The 19,954-nt window shown below is 47.4% G+C and carries 16 protein-coding genes; 11 read left to right on the top strand and 5 right to left on the bottom strand.

Annotated elements, in window-relative coordinates; genetic code table 11:
* The first annotated feature begins 465 nt into the window (after positions 1-465).
* On the top strand, positions 466-891 hold the full coding sequence (locus QUA54_RS01250; protein WP_172184946.1) for a DoxX family protein: 426 nt from the start codon (positions 466-468) through the stop codon (positions 889-891).
* Positions 888-1,403 carry a DUF4385 domain-containing protein gene (locus QUA54_RS01245; protein ID WP_172184948.1) on the top strand — a complete coding sequence of 172 codons (516 nt, stop codon included), beginning with the start codon at positions 888-890 and terminating at the stop codon, positions 1,401-1,403. Before QUA54_RS01250 ends, QUA54_RS01245 begins: the two co-directional genes overlap by 4 nt.
* A gap of 103 nt (positions 1,404-1,506) precedes the next feature.
* Here QUA54_RS01245 and QUA54_RS01240 read toward each other — a convergent pair whose 3' ends face one another.
* The 3 genes from QUA54_RS01240 to QUA54_RS01230 form a co-directional block, all read right to left on the bottom strand.
* Complete coding sequence (locus QUA54_RS01240) at positions 1,507-1,974, bottom strand: regulatory protein RecX (protein ID WP_333412650.1); 468 nt, start codon at positions 1,972-1,974, stop codon at positions 1,507-1,509.
* 90 nt (positions 1,975-2,064) lie between these two features.
* On the bottom strand, positions 2,065-2,475 hold the full coding sequence (locus QUA54_RS01235) for an AbrB family transcriptional regulator (protein WP_172184952.1): 411 nt from the start codon (positions 2,473-2,475) through the stop codon (positions 2,065-2,067).
* Positions 2,476-4,097: 1,622 nt separating this feature from the next.
* Positions 4,098-5,795, bottom strand: coding sequence for a CHAT domain-containing protein (locus QUA54_RS01230; protein WP_333412648.1), 1,698 nt, complete (start codon positions 5,793-5,795; stop codon positions 4,098-4,100).
* A 1,657-nt stretch (positions 5,796-7,452) separates the two neighbouring features.
* On the opposite strand from QUA54_RS01230, the gene QUA54_RS01225 reads away from it, so the two are divergent.
* The 8 genes from QUA54_RS01225 to QUA54_RS01190 all read left to right on the top strand — a co-directional run bounded on the left by QUA54_RS01225 (position 7,453) and on the right by QUA54_RS01190 (position 17,073).
* Positions 7,453-13,518: a cadherin-like domain-containing protein gene (locus QUA54_RS01225; RefSeq protein WP_333412646.1), complete on the top strand. Its 6,066-nt coding sequence runs from the start codon at positions 7,453-7,455 to the stop codon at positions 13,516-13,518.
* A 534-nt stretch (positions 13,519-14,052) separates the two neighbouring features.
* Positions 14,053-15,060 carry a threo-3-hydroxy-L-aspartate ammonia-lyase gene (locus tag QUA54_RS01220; protein ID WP_333412644.1) on the top strand — a complete coding sequence of 336 codons (1,008 nt, stop codon included), beginning with the start codon at positions 14,053-14,055 and terminating at the stop codon, positions 15,058-15,060.
* Between the two features lie 6 nt (positions 15,061-15,066).
* Complete coding sequence (locus QUA54_RS01215; RefSeq protein WP_333412642.1) at positions 15,067-15,360, top strand: hypothetical protein; 294 nt, start codon at positions 15,067-15,069, stop codon at positions 15,358-15,360.
* Positions 15,361-15,500: 140 nt separating this feature from the next.
* The gene (locus QUA54_RS01210) at positions 15,501-15,737 is read left to right on the top strand and encodes an SNF2-related protein (RefSeq protein ID WP_333412640.1); all 237 of its coding nucleotides are present in this window, start codon (positions 15,501-15,503) and stop codon (positions 15,735-15,737) included.
* Between the two features lie 85 nt (positions 15,738-15,822).
* Complete coding sequence (locus QUA54_RS01205; protein ID WP_333412800.1) at positions 15,823-16,188, top strand: DEAD/DEAH box helicase family protein; 366 nt, start codon at positions 15,823-15,825, stop codon at positions 16,186-16,188.
* Positions 16,086-16,301, top strand: a complete 216-nt coding sequence (locus QUA54_RS01200) for a hypothetical protein (RefSeq protein ID WP_333412638.1) — start codon at positions 16,086-16,088, stop codon at positions 16,299-16,301. The genes QUA54_RS01205 and QUA54_RS01200 overlap by 103 nt, the downstream gene beginning before the upstream one ends.
* 153 nt (positions 16,302-16,454) lie before the next feature.
* Positions 16,455-16,760, top strand: coding sequence for a small RNA NsiR4-regulated ssr1528 family protein (locus tag QUA54_RS01195; protein ID WP_006635311.1), 306 nt, complete (start codon positions 16,455-16,457; stop codon positions 16,758-16,760).
* Between the two features lie 82 nt (positions 16,761-16,842).
* Positions 16,843-17,073, top strand: coding sequence for a hypothetical protein (locus QUA54_RS01190; RefSeq protein WP_172184968.1), 231 nt, complete (start codon positions 16,843-16,845; stop codon positions 17,071-17,073).
* 271 nt (positions 17,074-17,344) lie between these two features.
* Here the strand turns inward: QUA54_RS01190 and QUA54_RS01185 are convergent, their stop codons facing one another.
* Positions 17,345-18,262, bottom strand: coding sequence for an NAD(P)H-dependent glycerol-3-phosphate dehydrogenase (locus QUA54_RS01185; protein ID WP_333412636.1), 918 nt, complete (start codon positions 18,260-18,262; stop codon positions 17,345-17,347).
* Positions 18,263-18,418: 156 nt separating this feature from the next.
* The gene (locus QUA54_RS01180; protein ID WP_333412634.1) at positions 18,419-18,847 is read right to left on the bottom strand and encodes an NUDIX hydrolase; all 429 of its coding nucleotides are present in this window, start codon (positions 18,845-18,847) and stop codon (positions 18,419-18,421) included.
* Positions 18,848-19,026: 179 nt separating this feature from the next.
* Between QUA54_RS01180 and QUA54_RS01175 the strand changes: the two genes are divergently transcribed.
* On the top strand, positions 19,027-19,947 hold the full coding sequence (locus QUA54_RS01175; RefSeq protein ID WP_333412632.1) for an alpha/beta hydrolase-fold protein: 921 nt from the start codon (positions 19,027-19,029) through the stop codon (positions 19,945-19,947).
* Positions 19,948-19,954 lie beyond the last annotated feature (7 nt).

The following is a 19,954-nucleotide window of genomic DNA, read 5'->3' as shown; positions in this document are numbered from 1 at the left end:
CAAGGTCAAATTTAGAAGCAATCGCACTCATCAATTCCCTGGATGATTTAATGTTAAGCCCAGGCGCATTTGTCGATCGAGAAAATCCCCCTGGTTTGGGTGCTGAATGAGCCCTACCCGGAACCAAAAATCAGGTTTTACTACCCGAAGATAGAGACAGCAGCAGGGAACTAGACATTAAAATCCTGGTATCAAAATGCGCGCTATCTGTTTTCGGCAGTCAACGCGCAGGCTTTCGATTCGAGCTCTCGCTTCCTCTAGTTTGGGGCTGAGAAAACTTGTCAGGGACTTACCCAGAAACCAGGTTTTTCTAGTAAACAAGATCCTTTCAGCCACCAGCAAGAGTAGACAAACCCGGAAAGCTAGAATTTTTGTGTCAGAGTTTTCTTGTCATCTCGATCCCAGATAGGCAACTTTTGCAAGCATTATCGCAGCAAGTTAACAATTATTAATTACCGATTGCCCATGAAAAGTCAAAAAGAAATTTGGCGAGTTATCCTCGCAGTAGCTATCAATATTGTAGGCGTGCTGCACTTTGCAGTGCCCGCACCTTTTATCAGAATCGTGCCGCCCCAGCTTCCTTACCCGGAAGCCTTGGTTTATATCAGCGGTTTTTTCGAGATTTTGGGAGGAATTGGGCTGTTAGTTCCTCCTGTCAGCAGGGCGGCTGCGTGGGGATTAATTGCCTTGTTTATTGCCGTGTTTCCAGCTAATATCAATCAAGCCGTCAACAACATTCCGATAGAAGGGATTCCCCACAACCAATTACTGTATTGGTTCAGGCTGCCTTTTCAAGCTGTCTTGATTGCTTGGGCTTGGGTTTATACTCAACCAGACGAAGGTAAACCCCGGGCTTCTATAGTTCCAGATAGAACAGAAAATGCCCAATGAAGCAGTTCGACTACTCTTTGGATTTTAAGAACATCGACTTTCGACAGCACCCGGAACTTTATCGGGTAGGGAAAGGAGAACAGGGAGTGCTGTTGGTGGAACCCTACAAAGGAGAAATTCTGCCTTTCTGGAGATTTAAGACTCCTGAAATTGCCAGGGAGTCCAGCAGCAAAATTTACTCCTTGTTTTTAGAGTATCTCGATCGCGAAGATTTTGTGGGAGCCGACATGGCCCGCAAGTTCTTACAGATGGGCTACACTCGATCGCGTCGCTACGCCAACCACAAAAGCGGCCGAAAATACCAGCAAAACCCTCAAAAGCTGAAGTCTGTTGCAGAGCAAAGCGCAGCTCGAAAAGATATTTTGCCGCTACAAGCAGATCCGGTGAAAGCAGAATCCGCCGCCATTTTTCAAGAGAAATGGATGCTGGCCAAAAGCAACGAGAAATATCTCCAGCTTTTAGCCAGACACCGGCAGATGTACGAATCTTATTTAGTCAAGTCTGAGGATTGACATACAGTTACAAAAACTCAGAACTCACAATTTAGCCCCCAGGCAGCAGTGCATTTGTGCTTGACTATCTGGGGGCCGCATCGATCGAGGGTTGTCCTATAACTTACTCATCTTCTTCTTCCGCCTGCCACTGCCGCCACATTTCAAAGGCATTAAAGCCCCTGTATTGCAGGTAATTCAAGACTTTTCCCTTGGTTTTCGGATCTGCTTTAGCCAAAGTATCGAGCTTGTATTTGCGCATGACTTTGGCTTTTAATTCGGCCAGTTTTTGTGCTTCGGAGTCCTGATTTTCGGGAATTTCTTCTTCCCAGACTTGCTCGAACAAATCGCTGGTAATTCCTTTTTGCAGGCACTTGCGCTTGATGGCCGATTTCCCGTATTTGCCTGCTGCAGAGGCGATCGAGTTTGCCACCAAGCGAGTGTCGGACTGATAGCCCCGGTCTTGAATTTGCGCGATCGCCTCCAATATTTCCTCATTGCCAAAACCTTTCTCTTGCCCCTTTTTGCGAAGTTCAGAGGCACTGTAATCTTTGCGGGACAAGAGAAAATAGAAATAGTCAAGACAGCTCATCAGTTAAATCGAAGGGTGGCGCGCAAATACTCGTGTAGCGAATGCCAAATCCAGTCGCCTTGCTATCGGCTGACTGCATCGCGATCGCCTCTATTCTTCTGTATCCTCCTCTTCATCATCCACATCCACATCCGGTCTGTCCACATCGATCTGAATCAAGCGAATGTGCTTGTATCCGAGTTTAATTTCAAACTCGTCTCCCGGCTTTAATCCCATTTCTTGGGTATAATTTGCCCCGATCACGATCGAACCATTCTTGTGAACGCTAGCTCGATAACTCGCTTCTCGCCCGCGTCCGTCTGCTTTCGACTTCTCTAGCTCAATGCCCTTAGCAGCTAACACTGCATCGTAAAACTCAGCCAGATTAATCCGGGTTTCTCCACTTTTGCTGACCGTGAAGTAGCCGCAAAGCTTTGCAAGTTCTCTGCGCGGCAAATCGCTGCCTTTGATTTTTTGAAGCAGACCTTTTCCTGTTAAGGGTGCTGTAGCTGTTTCTGCCATTGACCGTACCTCGCTTATTGGACTTTACTTATATCAATTACAACACATTAGATTAACTTTGTTTCACTGTCAATACTAAGAATTCTGAATATTAAGATTCTGGATAAATTTCTGCGACCTCAAGACCGGGTGTGCAAGTAAGGATGCTCGAAGGGCGATCAATTTGCTCCTCGCGGCTCAAATGCTTGCCTAAGCCTCGGAGCGATCGGGCAGGGAATTATTGTCGCAAATTAAATGCTTTACTTTTTTACAGTAAAGTCTGTTCCCTGCATTCACCAATGTCCGATCGTGTCTGCGGTCAAGGTAAAAACAACACAGCCATGAATCGAAATACCTAGAGTGCTGCCGCTGCAAATCTGCCGAAAGCATTTACCTGCGCGGGGTTAACTTTTACCTCAACAAGGCGAGGCAGCACTTGTTCTCGATGCCGCTGCCAGCTACTTCCAAAACCAGTTTACAAAAAGAATCCAACTGTAGGCAAGCTCCAAACCCTTATGGAATAAGTCATTCCCAATTCTTCAATCTAAAATCTAAAATCTAAAATCTAAAAAGGTATAAACCCTGTTTTTCTGGCGGCAAATCCCCTCACAACCCCAAATACCAACGAGCAATCTTCTATTAAGGTGTTCGGCATATAACTTGCAGAGAAAGCAGTCTGGGGAAGGCAATCAGGTAAAAATTGAAGGAAATTTCACCTGTTCGTTGAACGGGTTTAACCTAAAACCCGGCTCAATGGGCGCGGCGGCATAAACATCACGCAGGCACCAAGAGGGGAATAGTTTTGATCGGGCGAGATTGCTTCGCGAATCTTAACCCTTCGCCGCGTATCAGTAGATTTTCAGGGGGAACTCGGGAAAATCTTCCTCCTCCGGCCCCAAGCCAGAAAATTTGAGGTTCTTTCCACAGGGGAATTGAAAAAGACCGAGTTAAATGCACAACAGCTTAAATGTTTCATGCACTACAAATTATCAGCAGTTCCCGGCATGGAGTTTCGGTGTAAATCTACTGGTTTGCACTCGTAGCCGACAAACTGCCAGACTCTCAAAACTTATGCGCAAGCTGTAGGGGCACGTCAAACTCACCACCACTTGCACAATTACTTATTGTGAAATATAGTAACCACCCTGACGGTGAGGACGTTTTTAATTGTTGCAGCTCTTGCTTTTATTGTCTTGTACCGAATGACGAATGCTCGGGCTGCCGAATCAGCCCGCCCAAAAACGGATACAAGTCACCGACTCCTGTCGTGGAGAAATCAAAATTTTAGATTCTTGTTCAAGATCCCAGATTTATCTGTGGAGTAAATCTAAAATCTCAAATCGTTCGACTGAGCGCTGATGCCGAAGTCTAAAATCTCAAATTGACTGACGAATTATATATTAAGTAGTCCCGGACTTACTCTATCGACGAGAAACCCATTTTCTTCCTAGATGTGCAGGTGGCCTAGCTTTTGATGTTGGGTAGAAACCAGTTTGATGAGCGTAAGTCCGAGATTCGATCGAGCAGCATACTTTTGATAACTTTTCCAGCGGCAGCCGTGAGCCAATTGCCAGCAACAACCTCCGCCAGTTTGGAGTTATGGCAAGCGGGCCCAAACTCAGCACTGACGGAGGTTGTTGCTTTTAGTGGCGTTCTTGCAGGTAATTTTGCGACAGGGGAGTCCGTACCGCCGGCAGTAACTCTTCTGGTTTCGTGTCTCGCTGGTGCGAGTACCGCCACCCAAAAAAGCCAGCACTCAAAGCAACCGGCAACAAGCAAAGCACCAGGACCACAGATTTTTTCAATCCCGGTTTTTTTAACGGTTTCTGAGCCGGTGCCGCAGGGGAAATTTCTTGGATAACCGAAGAGTCAGGATTATTAATAGAGGACGGCGAAGCCGTCGGTGAGTTCGGTGAATTAGCAGCCTCGTGCCGATCGTTCTGGTGAACCCAATCCCTGCACTCTTTTAATGGGTCAGGAAAATATTCCCAGACTTCGCCGTCAGAACTGTCTGAATCATGCGATCTATTGGCTGTCGCCGGGTATTGGGCGATCGCCGCGAGCGAAGGTGGCGCATTCCATTCTGTACCCGCGAGAGCCTGCTGCGTTCCCGACGCGATTATTGGCACCCGAGACCCGGATGCCGCGCCTTGGGCTGGGGCGCCGGTCAGATAGCCGTCAAAGTCCGGGTGCTGGTAGAGAATGGGCAAAGCCCAGTATAACTGGTGAGAACCGTAGGCAGAAATTAGTCCGGCTCTAGCTCGACTCAGGCTGAGATCGACTGGATAGCCTTGATTGAGGTTGCGGTAAAACAGCCGCGTGAGAGTTAGGGCTACATCGTCGGGAATGCTTTCTGCCATTGCTAGCACTGCCGGAATGCCCCGCTTGACTAGAGCTTCGGTTAAGTTGCGTTCCGGGCTGTCGTCCGCGAGGTTTGAGGGGTCGCCATAGGCGCCGCGGCAGGAGTTGAACACTGCCATCTGAATACCGTTGTTAACGAGCAATCCAGCTAAGTCGTCGCCACTCAAGGTTTCGGTTAAGCCGGTGCGGCTGCTGACTAGGTAGAGTTCCCCACCTCTGGAACCTAAGTTGCTGTGGCCTGCGTAGTGCAGGACTTGGTAGTGTCCTTGTTCTAGGGCTTGGGTAAGTTGTTCTCGATCGGGCTGTTCGAGAATAGTCAGTTGAATTTCCGGGGAGTGAGGGCTGTTTTTGAGAGGGTTAGCGGTGCGGTTTTGGAGTTCTTGTTGCAGGTGGAGCACTTCTCGCTTGAGCTGCAAGCTGTCTCGATCGCTCGGAGAGGCGATCGCCATTAAAATTTTTAGCGGCCCGCCACTGGGCAGTATCCGGGTTTGTTTGAACAAACTTGTACCTGGTTGGTAGCGGGAAAACACGACATCGGTGCCGGTTGCCAAAGGGCGATCGCCGGCGTGCAGAACTTCCCACGGCAGCCGCGGCAAGTGCCGGCCTTTGAGTCCGAGTCGCAGTTGCAGCACTTCTCGGCGGTGCTGGGCGATGCCTTGAGCGCAAGTCCAGCTATCGCGCAAGTTTCCTTGAAACAGCCCGCTGTATAATTGTTGCCCGAGGGCTACTAAATTCGGCCCTGAGTTGTTTCCCGAGCGCGAGATTCCCCGACCAGCCAAACTGGTTCCCTGTAATGCTTTTCCTTGGAGCAAGCCCACCAGCGGGTCGTTCATCAGTTGAGCAGACAGTGCAAGCCATTCGTCGATCGGCCAGCGGACTTGTTCTTCTGCTAAGGGTACACCGGGTGCAACCCTTTCTGTCCGCACTAGATATTCGTCGTCCCCAACTGGGGTGACTGAGAGTTGAAATTCCTGGCTCACGGATTTAGCGCCCTCCCGCCTTAATTCTGAATTTGCCTGCGTTTTTGCGGCTAGGAATAGCCATCGGCAAAATTATTTTTACTCTTTCAATCAAAGTTTCTGAATGCGCTTCCCCCGATCGGGCGAACGCTGGGGTCAAATATATTTGTTCAAACACTTTGAGGCTATAAAAGTTGTACTTTAATAACAGTTTATTAGTTTTTATTGCCCTGTGGCTCAGTGAAAGCCGAAATTTCTCGAATCTTGCTATCTTTAACATTTTGCACCTCTACCGCAGACCCCTTTAGATTCGTCGCGAACTTGAGTTTCTCATTGCTGAGTAAAGTTAAATTGGAAGCACTTTACCAGGCGGATCTCTAGTTCTTATTAAAATTACTTCGGCTCTCGCCAACCGGTTTCAGGGCAATATCGGAGACAAAGTTGAGTATTTTTTTTTTTTTTCGATCTGTCGATCGGTCCTTAGCGCTTATCCTGTACCACCAACCCCCCATCTGAAATCTTGATTTTGTGTCAATTAATTAATTGGTCAGCCCTGGCTCCTCATCCGTAAGCCGTCCACCCTCATCCTTAAGACCTCTGTGGCGATCCGTAATCGATAGTTGACCCTCGATAATTGCTAATCGAGCATTGCTAATTTACCACTTTTATGTTATTAGTTTTTTTATTTAACTGTCTTAATCTAGTTAAAGTTAAGCAGGAAAAATAAAATTAAGGAGCCAAGAATTCTCAACAATACAACCGCTATCAAATTATTCCTGTCCTCTCAAGCAACAATCATTTTTATCATCTAGAGGACTAAGCCTCATCAAGCTGGTTTCTCGGAGAAATATTTGATTTGGCAGCGAAGCCTCTACAAAACAACTGGGTTTCTCAGGATCGCCCTGCGTCAGTCCCGCTCGAAAGGCCGAGCGAACTTACAACTTTAACCCAAAATAACTCCTGCGTTTATTCCTGTTCGTTTCTAACTCTTACAATCTGTCTTGAGATAAATAGATTTTTGCAGAGCTATTTTTATATATCAAAATAAATACTATTTCAGTTTGCTCGCCTCGGTCAAATCGAGAGACAATTATGCGACTGAAAATTAAAACAAATATTTGCCCGGGCGAACAATCTAAATTTCTAATTAGTCATCGGGAACTAAAGTTAGGAGGGTGTAGTCCTTTAGTTAAAGAAGCTCAAATCCTAAGTCAGGGAAGGGTTTGTCCGAGCTGGGAGTGTTACAAAAATTCAATGCAACCAGGCTCAATCGCAAGAAAAGCAAGGGTTAAATTGTGGGGATCGAGGTTTTGGGGAGTTGTAAGTTGCGAGTTTAAATTCAGCTAATTCACTGTAGAAATTACGTAGTAAATCTACAATCAAGGGCACTTAGGCGCAGCTTAATGTAGAAATTACGGAGAACATCTCAAATGCTAGGCGCTTCGGCGCAGCACTTACAGTGTAATGGCGGAGCAATTAATTTTGGTGCGCAATGGCAGAAAATAAAACTCGCAAATGAGAAAAAAACCTTGCATTTTAAGTGGCATCTATAGTAAAGATGAGGACATCAGCCCCTCTAGCAGGCGAAATCATGAAGTTTAAATTTTTTCTTCTGCTGCCTCCTGCTTACTGATAAATTGATTGTAAGAAGCTCAAACGTTTTTGGGAAATATTCAGAATGGAAGAAGAACTGTTGTTAGAAGATGTATCGGGAACACTTTTTCCCGATCGAGATGAAACACAAATTCCTGTCGAGGATTTCGACAACAATACCCCTGAGATGTCCGACGACGAGTTAGCCGAGTTAATTAAGGTAGCGATCGCAGAAAACAGTGGCACCACCGCCGATAACGGTCAAGTTGCGGATAACAGCAACATTGCTGAATTTAACGCCGTACCCCAAGAAGATGCGGGCGACACAGATGACTTAGATGATGGCAACGGCATCGATCGCCGCCGAACCCTATTCGGTACTGATGACGATGACGTAATTGTCGCCACCGGCGCTAACGAGGAGATATTCGGCAAAAAAGGCCGAGACACAATCAAAGGAAACCCTGGCAAAAAAAATAAAATTTACGGGGGTAAAGGTGACGACGATTGCGAGGGCGGCGATGACGACGATGAAATAAAGGGCGATCGCGATAAAGACAAGGTTAAGGGCGGCAAAGGCGACGACAAACTTAACGGCGGTAAAGACGAGGACAGCCTTTTTGGCGGTACCGGCAACGACACCTGCGAAGGCGATGACGGCGATGACTGGGTGCACGGCAACGAAGGCGACGATGACGTTGACGGCGGCAGCGGCAGCGATACCGTGATCGGCGGCAAAGGCGACGACGATTGCGAGGGCGGCGAAGGCAACGATACCGTCAGGGGCGATCAGGGCAAGGACAACGTTAGCGGTGGCGACGGCAACGATACCGTTAACGGCGGCAAAGATAACGATACCGTTAACGGCGGTGCCGGCAGCGACAACTGTGCAGGCGACGACGGCGACGACAGCGTTAGCGGCGGCCTCGGCGACGATACCGTTAACGGCGGTGCCGGCAGCGACAACTGTGCAGGCGACGACGGCGACGACAGCGTTAGCGGGGGCACCGGCGACGATACCGTGATCGGCGGCGCCGGCAGCGATAACTGTGCAGGCGACGACGGCGACGACAGCGTTAGTGGCGGCGACGACGACGATACCGTGATCGGCGGTGCCGGCAGCGACGTTTGCAGCGGTGACGACGGCGACGATAGCGTGATCGGCGGTGACGGTGACGATACCGTGATGGGCGGTGCGGGCACCGATACCCTCGTTACGGGCGACGGCAATGACATGGCAGACGGCGGCGGCGGCGACGACAGCGTTAGCGGCGGCGGCGACGGCGACGATACGCTGATGGGCGGCGACGGCAACGATACGCTGATGGGCGGTACTGGCAACCATACCTGTGTCGGCGGTGCTGGATCTGACGTTTATGTCGTGAGTAACAGTACCTCTGGGGCAAGTTCAGTCATCACTGACTTCGCAGACAACGAGGACAAGTTTCTGCTGTTTGGTGATTTGAACTTTAGCAGCTTGACCTTTATACAAGTCGGTGGCAATACCGAAATTCGGGTCAATAACTTCGCGCTGACGCTATTGTTGAATGTCAACGCAACGCTTATCGATGCTGGCGACTTTTTAGGAGTTACCGGTTCAACTCCAACTCCAACTCCAACTCCAACTCCAACTCCAACTCCGAACCCGATTTTTAATCCTCCGCGAGTGGGAAATAATAATAGCTTGACTGCTGGTTCCAGCGGCAGCGAGCAAACTATTACTTCTGAGTTGTTGAGTTTTGTCGATGCCCAGCAAGGTCCTAGCAACATAGTCTTCAAGCTAACCGAGCTGCCCGCGACTACAACCGGCCAACTATTCTTTAAGGGAGTCGCGGTAACACAAGTCGGTTTTACCTTCTCTCAAGCAGACATTAACGCAGGCTTGTTAACTTTCAAAGCGGCATCCGGTTTTATCGGTGCCGCTAGTTTTGGTTTTGAAGTTAGCAACGGCAAAAACGTTGTCACCGGCCAGCGTTTTAGCTTGAAAATCGAGCAAAATGTCTTTAAGTTTGCTGGCACTACACAATCTCAAGTTATTGTCGGTTCGGCGACGCTGGATAACGACATAGAAGGCGGCGATGGTGACGATGATATTACAGCCGGCAAAGGCAAGGACAAAATCATCGGCGGCAAAGGCAAGGACAAAATTAAAGGTGGCGATGGCGATAACGATATCGACAGCGGCGATGACGATGACGATATCGAAGTCGGTAAAGGCAACAACAAAATCATCAGCGGCAAAGGCAAGGACAAAATTAAAGTCGGCGATGGCGATAACGATATCGACAGTGGCGATGACGATGACGATATCGAAGTCGGTAAAGGCAAAAACAAAATAAAAGGAGGCTTGGGCAAGGACAAAGTTAAAGGCGGCGATGATAATGACGATATCGACGGCGGCGATGACGATGACAATATCGAAGCTGGCATCGGCGATGACACAGTAATAGGCGGTGCTGGGAATGACACCTTAACTGGAAATGATGGCGATGACGCTATCGAAGGCGGCCTAGGAACCAATACTATAAGTGGGGGTCTTGGGAAAGATCGCTTTATTTACCGCACTTCCCGCCAAGAGATTCAAACAGTTGTAGAAGCTGACTTAATTACTGACTTTAATGTCGATGACGATGTTTTAGAGCTTTCTACGGCAGCTTTTGGTAATCTCAGCGTTTCTAGTTTGACCCGACTGGAGATTACTGCTAGTTCTACTGTTGGGTCGATCGGCAGCGCTAATTTACTGGACTTCACCGCGGATATCACTGTTACCAGCATCGCGTCTTTGCAAGCGCGGTTTGCAGCTTTGGGTGGCAACCCAGACGCGCCTACTTTCTGTCAGTTTACAGATGCCACTACCGGTCGTTCTGTGCTGGTATTTGCTATTGGGGCGCGCTTTGAAATTGTCACCAGTTTCTCGGTGAACATTCGCCTGCAAGTCAGTAACTTTGTCTTCACCGGCACGCCACTAAATATTCCTGTCGGTACTGCTGGCCCTGACAATGTGGATTTCGGCACTTATCCGGCTGCAGTTAATTTCGATGGTTTAGCAGGCGATGACAAGATTGTCGGCAGCAATTATAACGATACCCTCAAAGGCGGCGACGGCAACGATACCATCACCGGCGGCCTCGGTTTGGATGTCATAAGCGGTGGCAGTGGTGCGGATCTGTTTGTTTACAGGACAACTAAAGAAGGCGGCGATAAAATTTCCGACTTTACTGTTGGGGTAGACAAATTCGAGTTTAGCGCGAGCGCTTTCGGCAATTTGACTACGACTAACTTTGACGGTGTTAGCGGGGTTTCTCCGGACATTACTGGCAAAGAGTTAGTGATTTTCACCGGCGGCAGTTATGCCTCTTTGGAAGCTGCACAAACTAAAGCGCTTGGCAATTCTACAACTGCTGGTTTCTTCGCATTTACGAATGCCTCGAACGAGACTGTGTTGTATTTTGACTCGAACGGTACGACAGCGGGCGGTTCTACCTTGATTGCGAATCTGGGTACTGCTACTAGCAATCTGGGAACGGCGGACTTTGTATTTACAGGTACGATCGCATCTCCTGCGACTGGTACTACTGCCAACTCAGGCAGCGTTGCCGATTTAACTGCTGCTGGGAATACTTTCCCGATCGCATTTAACAATTTCGGTTCTGGTGCTGGCGGTTACAACTTCACTACTCCTGTCTTGTTTACCGGAGATGCGGCTGCTAACAGCGTCACTGGTACTGAGTTTGCTGACATCTTCAGCGGCGGTTCTGGTGCAGATATTCTGACTGGCGGTGCTGGTGCGGATCTGTTTGTTTACAAAGCAGCAGGCGAAGGCGGCGATACAATTACCGACTTTACCTCTGGAACTGACAAATTCCAGTTTAGCGCGAGCGAATTCGGCAATTTGACGACGACTAACTTTGACGGTGTGACGGGTTCAACTCCGGACATTACTGGCAAAGAGTTAGTGATTTTCAGCGGCGGCAGTTATGCCTCTTTGGAAGCTGCACAAGCGTCTGCCCTGGGCAATTCTACAACTGCTGGTTTCTTCGCATTTACGAATGCCTCGAACGAGACTGTGTTGTATTTTGACTCGAACGGTACGACAGCCGGTGGTTCTACCTTGATTGCTAATTTGGGTACTGCTACTACCAATCTGGGAACGGCGGACTTTGTATTTACAGGTACGATCGCATCTTCTGGGTCTGGTACTACTGCCAACTCAGGTAGCGTTGCCGATTTAACTGCGGCTGGGAACACTTTCCCGATCGCATTTAACAATTTCGGTTCTGGTGCTGGCGGTTACAACTTCACTACTCCTGTCTTGTTTACCGGAGATGCGGCTGCTAACAGCGTCACTGGTACTGAGTTTGCTGACATCTTCAGCGGCGGTTCTGGTGCAGATATTCTGACTGGCGGTGCTGGTGCGGATCTGTTTGTTTACAAAGCAGCAGGCGAAGGCGGCGATACAATTACCGACTTTACCTCTGGAACTGACAAATTCCAGTTTAGCGCGAGCGAATTCGGCAATTTGACGACGACTAACTTTGACGGTGTGACGGGTTCAACTCCGGACATTACTGGCAAAGAGTTAGTGATTTTCACCGGCGGCAGTTATGCCTCTTTGGAAGCTGCACAAGCGTCTGCCCTGGGCAATTCTACAACTGCTGGTTTCTTCGCATTTACGAATGCCTCGAACGAGACTGTGTTGTATTTTGACTCGAACGGTACGACAGCCGGTGGTTCTACCTTGATTGCGAATCTGGGTACTGCTACTACCAATCTGGGAACGGCGGACTTTGTATTTACAGGTACGATCGCAGCTTCTGGGTCTGGTACTACTGCCAACTCAGGTAGCGTTGCTGATTTAACTGCGGCTGGGAATACTTTCCCGATCGCATTTAACAATTTCGGTTCTGGTGCTGGCGGTTACAACTTCACTACTCCTGTCTTGTTTACCGGAGATGCGACTGCTAACAGCGTCACTGGTACTGAGTTTGCTGACATCTTCAGCGGCGGTTCTGGTGCAGATATTCTGACTGGCGGTGCTGGTGCGGATCTGTTTGTTTACAAAGCAGCAGGCGAAGGCGGCGATACAATTACCGACTTTACCTCTGGAACTGACAAATTCCAGTTTAGCGCGAGCGAATTCGGCAATTTGACGACGACTAACTTTGACGGTGTGACGGGTTCAACTCCGGACATTACTGGCAAAGAGTTAGTGATTTTCACCGGTGGCAGTTATGCCTCTTTGGAAGCTGCACAAGCGTCTGCCCTGGGCAATTCTACAACTGCTGGTTTCTTCGCATTTACGAATGCCTCGAACGAGACTGTGTTGTATTTTGACTCGAACGGTACGACAGCCGGTGGTTCTACCTTGATTGCTAATTTGGGTACTGCTACTACCAATCTGGGAACGGCGGACTTTGTATTTACAGGTACGATCGCACCTTCTGCCAGTGGTACTACTACTAGCTCAGGTAGCGTTGCCGATTTAACTGCGGCTGGGAACACTTTCCCGATCGCATTTAACAATTTCGGTTCTGGTGCTGGCGGTTACAACTTCACTACTCCTGTCTTGTTTACCGGAGATGCGACTGCTAACAGCGTCACTGGTACTGAATTTGCTGACATCTTCAGCGGCGGTAGCGGTGCCGACATTTTCGACGGCGGTTTGGGTAACGACAGCATTTCCGGCGACGATGGCAATGACAGCCTGTTCGGCGGTGGCGGTAGCGATACTCTCAACGGCGGTATCGGGAATGACACTTTAATCGGTGGTGTGGGAACCAATGTTCTCAACGGCGGTGCTGGTTTGGATGTGTTTGTGTTCAGCGGAACTACTGCTGACGGCGGGGATTTAATTACCAATTACAGCATTGCTGATGATGTAATTAACCTCGACACCACTGGTTTTGCCGCATTTACCACCGGATCGGGGCCTTTGGGTTCGAGTTTCTACGCTTACAGCAGTACAGTTTCTGTAACTGCGCTCGAAGCAACTTTAACCGGGCCGTCCATCATGGCTATCTACGACAGTTTGTCTGCATCTACTAAACTGTATTACGATAGCAACGGTTCTACGGTTGGCGGTAACAGTTTGTTTGCTACTGTCGATGTCGATTTAGGAATTTCCGGTAATTCTGAATTGTTCTTGTTCTAAACGGCAAGAATCCTAATCGGGATATCGGCGGTACGGATGGGGACACGGCAATGCCGTGTTCCTACAAGATACGGGTAGGGACACAGCATTGCTGTGTCCTTTTTTTTGTAATTGTTAAACAATTTAGCCGCTCTTTTTTGGGTAGGGAAACGGCATTGCCGTGTCCTCTTTTGCCTTGTTGTCGATGGTTGGATTCGATCGGGCGATCGGGCAATTTGACCATCCAATCCGGTTTATTTTACCCGTTACCCGAAATCAGGACACGGCGCCGTGCTGTTTCTCTACAATTAATCGGGCGGTGGTTAAATTTGTATTGATTAATCCCTCTCCTGTGCAAGTACAAACCTCACTTTACTTTTTGATAGTAAATTGTCATAACTTTGATTTTAATCAACAGCTTTTTTGACAATTAAGCACAATATCTAATAATTATTAGCCCCAAAATATCATAAAAATTTATAATTTAATGGTAGGAGTGAAGCGGGCAATCCCCACCCTACAAATAGAGTCCTCGATAGTCCAAATCTAAAATCTATGAGTGCTGACTTCTCTACAGAAAATCCCTTGCCAGTCAGTTTCGCCGATGTGGAGGCTGCCGCAAAGCGGTTGCAGGGCAAAGCTTTCAAAACGCCGGTGCTGACTTCGGAAACTGTTAACAAACGGACGAATTCTCAGGTATTTTTCAAATGCGAGAACTTTCAGCGGACGGGTTCGTTTAAATTTCGGGGTGCTTGCAATGCTTTAATGCAGCTATCTGAAGCGGAAAAACAGCGGGGAGTGCTGACTTTTTCTTCGGGAAATCACGCGCAGGCGATCGCCCTTGCGGGACAGTTGTTGGGAATTCCTGCTACTGTTGTCATGCCGGCAGATGCGCCAAAAGTCAAGCAAGAGGCGACTCGCGGCTACGGCGCAGAAATTATTTTGTACGATCGCACTCAAGTTGCGCGGGAAGACCTCACCGCCAAAATTGGCGCAGAACGACACTTAACAATTATTCCTCCTTACGATCATCCGTGGGTGATTGCGGGACAAGGTACGGCGGCGCTGGAATTAATCGCAGAAGTTGGGGAGTTGGATTTGCTGCTGGTTTGCTGTGGCGGCGGGGGTTTGCTGTCTGGATGTGCGATCGCAGCAAAAACTTTGTCTCCGCAGTGTAAAGTAATAGGAGTAGAACCCGAGCAAGCAGACGATGCTGCGCGATCGTTCCGCACGAAAACTCTGCAAACTGTTATTAACCCCGATACGATTGCTGACGGTGCGCGCACGCCATCTTTGGGAAAATTAACCTTTCCTTTGGTGCTGCATTATGTGGACGATATGGCAACAGTTTCCGAAGACGCAATTCGCCAGACAATGTTTTTTATGTGGGAACGCATGAAGATAGTTGTGGAACCCACGGGAGTGTTAGCAGCGGCGGCTTTGTTCGATGGAGTTATCAAAGCCCAGAATGCTCGCATTGGGGTAATTGTCAGCGGCGGAAATGTCGATTTTAATCATTTACCCAACACAAAAGGATCGTTAGATGCTGCCATTAATCTTTGATACTGCGTGCCCAGAGATGAGATTTTATCTGGAGACTTGTCTCTAGATTTATTTGCAGCCAAATTGCTGCTGGTAGTCGAAGGAAATGCACCTCAAGTTTATCAAAATGCCAATAAATTCTTTGCCAATCCCTTCGCAACTGACGGCATCAAAACCCTAATTCGGGAAGTTTTCAGCCGCTTGATGAAGCAAAGCGCTGGGGCAGGGGTGGTTCGTTTGGAAACGAGTTGTGGGGGCGGCAAAACTCACGATGAAATTGCACTCTGGCATATCTGTCAGAATTCAGTAGTGAGAAGTTAGGAGGAGTTATTGGGAATGCTGAAATATCTCTAGATTATGCTAAATTGGAACCGCTTCTCAACTTGTACGCTTCACCAAGTTGTCTCGATTATTGTTTGAAATCTATTCCGATTAAACCTTAGCTGCATCAAGTTAAAATATTGCGCCGAGTTGTGGCAAATTTGCCAAAAAGTTTCTTAATTGCGGATGAAGTTGGATTGGGGGAAACTATCGAAACCGGGTTGATTCTGCCTTACTTACTCATCAGCCAAAACGTCAAACCTGTGTTAATTTTAGCACCCGCCAGCATTCAGCCGCAATGGCACGAAGAATTGCGCGAAAAATTTAACTTGCACTTTCGCCAGCATTCAGCCGCAATGGCACGAAGAATTGCGTGAAAAATTTAACTTGCACTTTTGGAGTTATAGCAAAGGTGAATAAAAAAATTCCTATGGGGAGAGGAGTCACTCAGAGGAAAAGAATATTTGGAATTCCCAAAATCTCATTTTAGCATCATCTCATTTAGTCCGTCGGAGCGATCGCACAAAACAGCTTTTAGACGCGCAACCTTGGGATTTGGTGATTCTGGATGAAGCGCATCACGCCCGCCACCAAAGCCCCCAAAACCGCAAGGAAACTCCGAATCGGTTGTTACAGTTAATGCAGCAATTGAAAGAAAAAAGCCCATATCTCTTATTATTATCCGCCACGCCGATGCAGATTAACACATCGAAGTTTTCGATTTATTGCAACTTCTGGGACTGCGAGGACATTGGTCTTATGGTAAAAATTTCTGCAACTATTTTAGCACTTGGCATCTTAACTATAAAAGTCGCGATTATGCTGTAACATTTTACCCGGATATCTTTGACGAAAATGCTTCACTGCAATTGATGAGTTTTGGCAATCCGTTGTTTGAAGAAATGCTAAGTGCGATCGCCCTTGTGCCAAACAGTCGTTAATCGAACACTCATCGAAGACTGTGGGGCGGACTGTTTAGCTTGTTTCACGAGTTTACGTTATTTTGAGCTGTGCTAGAGTTTGGTGCTCAACTTGGGCACTTTTAGGACTAAACTACTTTCTATGACGATCGTCCTTTTTATTTAATTTGCACAATGTCTTCAGAAACAAACTCAGCGGCTCAATCTACAACTGGTGCAGATGCGATCGATGTTGCGATCGCCTCAGGAATCGACTTTGACGGTACTCCGATTCCGCAAGCAAAATTAGACCTCTACAAGCAAGTAATGGGATTAGAAGCCGGGAGACAGCGCAGTGGCGTGTCAAATACAATGCGATCGCGCATTGTCCGCATCGGTGTCAAACATCTGCCTCAAAACGAGCTCGATAAAATGCTCGTTGCTGCTGACTTCGCACCGCTGAAAGATAAAGAAGTTGCGTTTTATTACGGCGGAAAGTAAAAATTATCTACCCTTCTAGACAGATGAACAGTCATCTCTGGATCGGTCAAACTTGGAACAAATCCTAGCAGAAGGTCAGTTTATGAGCACTAACGGTAGTACAGTCATCAGCAACCTCGAGTATGATTTGTTAACAGTTTTGCACAACAAGTCTGAAGCTTTGAAAGCCTACGAAACTTACATGAAAGATGCTCAAGAAACAGGTTCTCAGCCTTGTGCTGAGCTGTTTCAAAAATTGCAGCAAGCTGACATGGAGCACGCGCAGGAAATTCGGCAGCACCTTCAAGAGGTAATGCAGAAAGGCAAGATGTAAAGCTGGTGCAACTCGCTCTGCAAGTTATGAGTTATGAGTTAAAAGTTAAGTAGTAGCAGTTATGAGTTAAAGAGTTTTGGATTCACAACTCATCTTCAATTCCTTAAACTCTTTCTCTACTGAGCGATCGAAACATCAATCTGACCGCTCGACCAATCCCGCTTAGAACTCTTAATTTATAACTAGCAACTCGTGAGCCAAGTCCTTGAAACTTCAGCTACGGGTAGGGACTTAGGCTTTGCTTAAGTCCTTACCTATCTAGTTGTGCAGGTTATAAAATTTCCGGTTTCAAAGTTCGTTCCATCAGCGATAAAACGGCTTGCTCGGCAGTAATTTCACCATTTAATAAGCGATAAACTTGACGGGAAACGGGGACTTCAATTTCGCGCCTATCCGCTAAATCAATCAACACATTAGTAGTATTGACCCCCTCAGCCGTGCTCTGCAATTCGTGCAAAATTTGCTCTAAAGATTTGCCTTTAGCTAATCCGAAACCAACCCGATAATTGCGCGATAAAGGACTGTTGCAAGTAGCGAGCAAATCTCCCAAACCAGACAAACCGTAAAAAGTTTCTGCGCGAGCTCCCAAACGAACTCCCACCCGAATCATTTCCGGCAAAGCGCGAGTCAGCAAAGCAGATTTAGCATTAGTTCCTAATTGTAAACCGTCGCAAACACCAGCCGCGATCGCAAATACATTTTTTAAAGTTCCACCTAACTCAGTTCCCAGCGGGTCTTCATTAACATAAACCCGAAAAATATCAGAACTGTAAATATTTTGCACTTGCTTGGCCGCAGCTAAATCCAAACTCGCCGCTACCGTTGCAGCCGGCAATCCAAGCTGAATTTCCTCGGAAAGATTAGGGCCCGAAAGTACCACAATTGAATTGTTAGGAAAGGCATTTTGCCAAATTTGAGACGGAGTGCGCGTACTCGCGGGGTCTAAACCTTTGGTGACAGTAACTATAATTGTATCGGGACTTAACTCTAACGCCAGCAGCCGATCGACCGTTGCTCCAACTCCTTTCATCGAAACTGCCGAAACAACAACATCCGCACCTGTTATAACTGATTCTAGATTAAAAGAACTGCTGCGCGACCACAAATTAACTCGATCGCCTTTTTTGCCTCCCAGATTTGCCAGTGCCGAACCCCAAGCACCTCCGCCTAATATTGTCAAGCTTGCCATAAAATTTAGTTGGATGAACTCAGGTGCTGCAACATTCTCAAAAACGGGCTAGAAGCCCGTTCCACAATAACATTGAGTTTTTTTTATGGAACAGGAATCTTGCCTGTTCCTGACATTGGTGCAAAATGTGAGATGAACGAAACAAGAACTCCCCTCCTACAAACGCGGACGCAATCCATAATGACGGTAACGCCAATAATCTCGTAAAATGCGATCGTGATCGAAACATAATTGATGGGGAATCTGCCAAGATTCAAAAATTTGTAAATTTTTAGCATCGTCGGCGGCTTGAGGTTCGCCGATTGCAGAAGCCAAGAATACAATACTGATTGTGTGTTGGCGGGCGTCGCGATCTGGGTCAGAATAAACGTAAAATTGCTCGATTAATTCTACATTCAAGCTCGTTTCTTCTAAAGCTTCGCGTTTGGCCGCCGTTTCTACCGATTCTCCGTAATCAACAAAGCCGCCGGGAATTGCCCAGCCGTAGGGAATATTGCGGCGTTCGATGAGTACGATCGGGCGGTGGGGGCGATCGGCTAATTCGATGATAATATCAACTGTAGGAGTAGGATTGTGATAAGTCATACCATTTTAGATTAAAGAATTGAAGAATTTAACATCGTTGCAGTTTAACTGTGGAACGGGCCCCAAAGACCGTTGCAGTTTAGCTGCAAAATGTGCGATCGACCTCACCTACAGTTCTACAATATACTTGCATATAATGTACGGATTGCGATCGCCTATCAAAAAGAGAGATTGAAAGTATGCCTAAGTGGCTGGGAAAAGTTTTAGGTATCGGTGCCGGTACAATCCTCCTCCTCGGTGCGAGTGGATACTGGTACGTTTTTATTGCCGGAGCACCTCAGTTAGACCCTCCGAAAGTAGTGGCTGATGCTGACTTAAATTTTCAACTCAAAACATATAAAAGTGCAGCTATGAATTCAGAGCGCACCTACGGCTTAATTTTGCCGCCTGGGTACGCAAAAAATCCCAAACAGCGCTATCCTGTGATTTTTTTGCTGCACGGCGGGCACGGAGACGCGCGCGCTTATCAGGACAAAGCCGCTGTTACTTCTGTGCTTCACGATTTATATAAAAGCAAAAGATTGCCGCCATCAATTGTAATTACTCCTGACGGGAACGACAAGCGGGGTACGAGCCCTTTGTGGGACCCGCAGTATTTTGACGGGCCCAACGGTAAGGTGGGAAGCGCGATCGGCTCCGAGTTAGTGAAAATCATAAAATCGCGCTACAGAACGCTGGAAGACCCCAAATTATGGGCAATGGGAGGACAATCTTCGGGGGGTTGGGGAGCTTTTAATATCGGTTTGCGCTATTTGAATAATTTTAATATTTTGTTCAGCCACAGCGGTTATTTTACAGATCAAAGCGGCAAGGCTAACAGTCCTAAATATTTAGTGGAAAAACTTAGTGTTAAAGATAAACAGCAGTTGCGCGCTTATTTGGATGCCGGGGAAGCAGACGCAGACTTTCTGAGTTCTACTCAACAGTTTCACGAGCAATTAAACAGTTTGGGTATTGCTAACGAGTTTAACAAATTTCCGGGAGGACACGGGATTGTCGGTCCCGATGTCGGTTGGAATTATTGGCACAAGCATTTAGCCGATTCTTTGAGTTATGTTGGAAAACAGTTTAAAATATCACTGGCAACACAGAAAAATTAGAAAGGTC

The sequence above is a fragment of the Microcoleus sp. MOSTC5 genome, from assembly GCF_036701825.1.
Taxonomy (GTDB): Bacteria; Cyanobacteriota; Cyanobacteriia; order Cyanobacteriales; family Microcoleaceae; genus Microcoleus; species Microcoleus asticus.
Note: the sequence above shows the minus strand (reverse complement) of the source record. Positions and strands in the feature narration are given on the sequence as shown.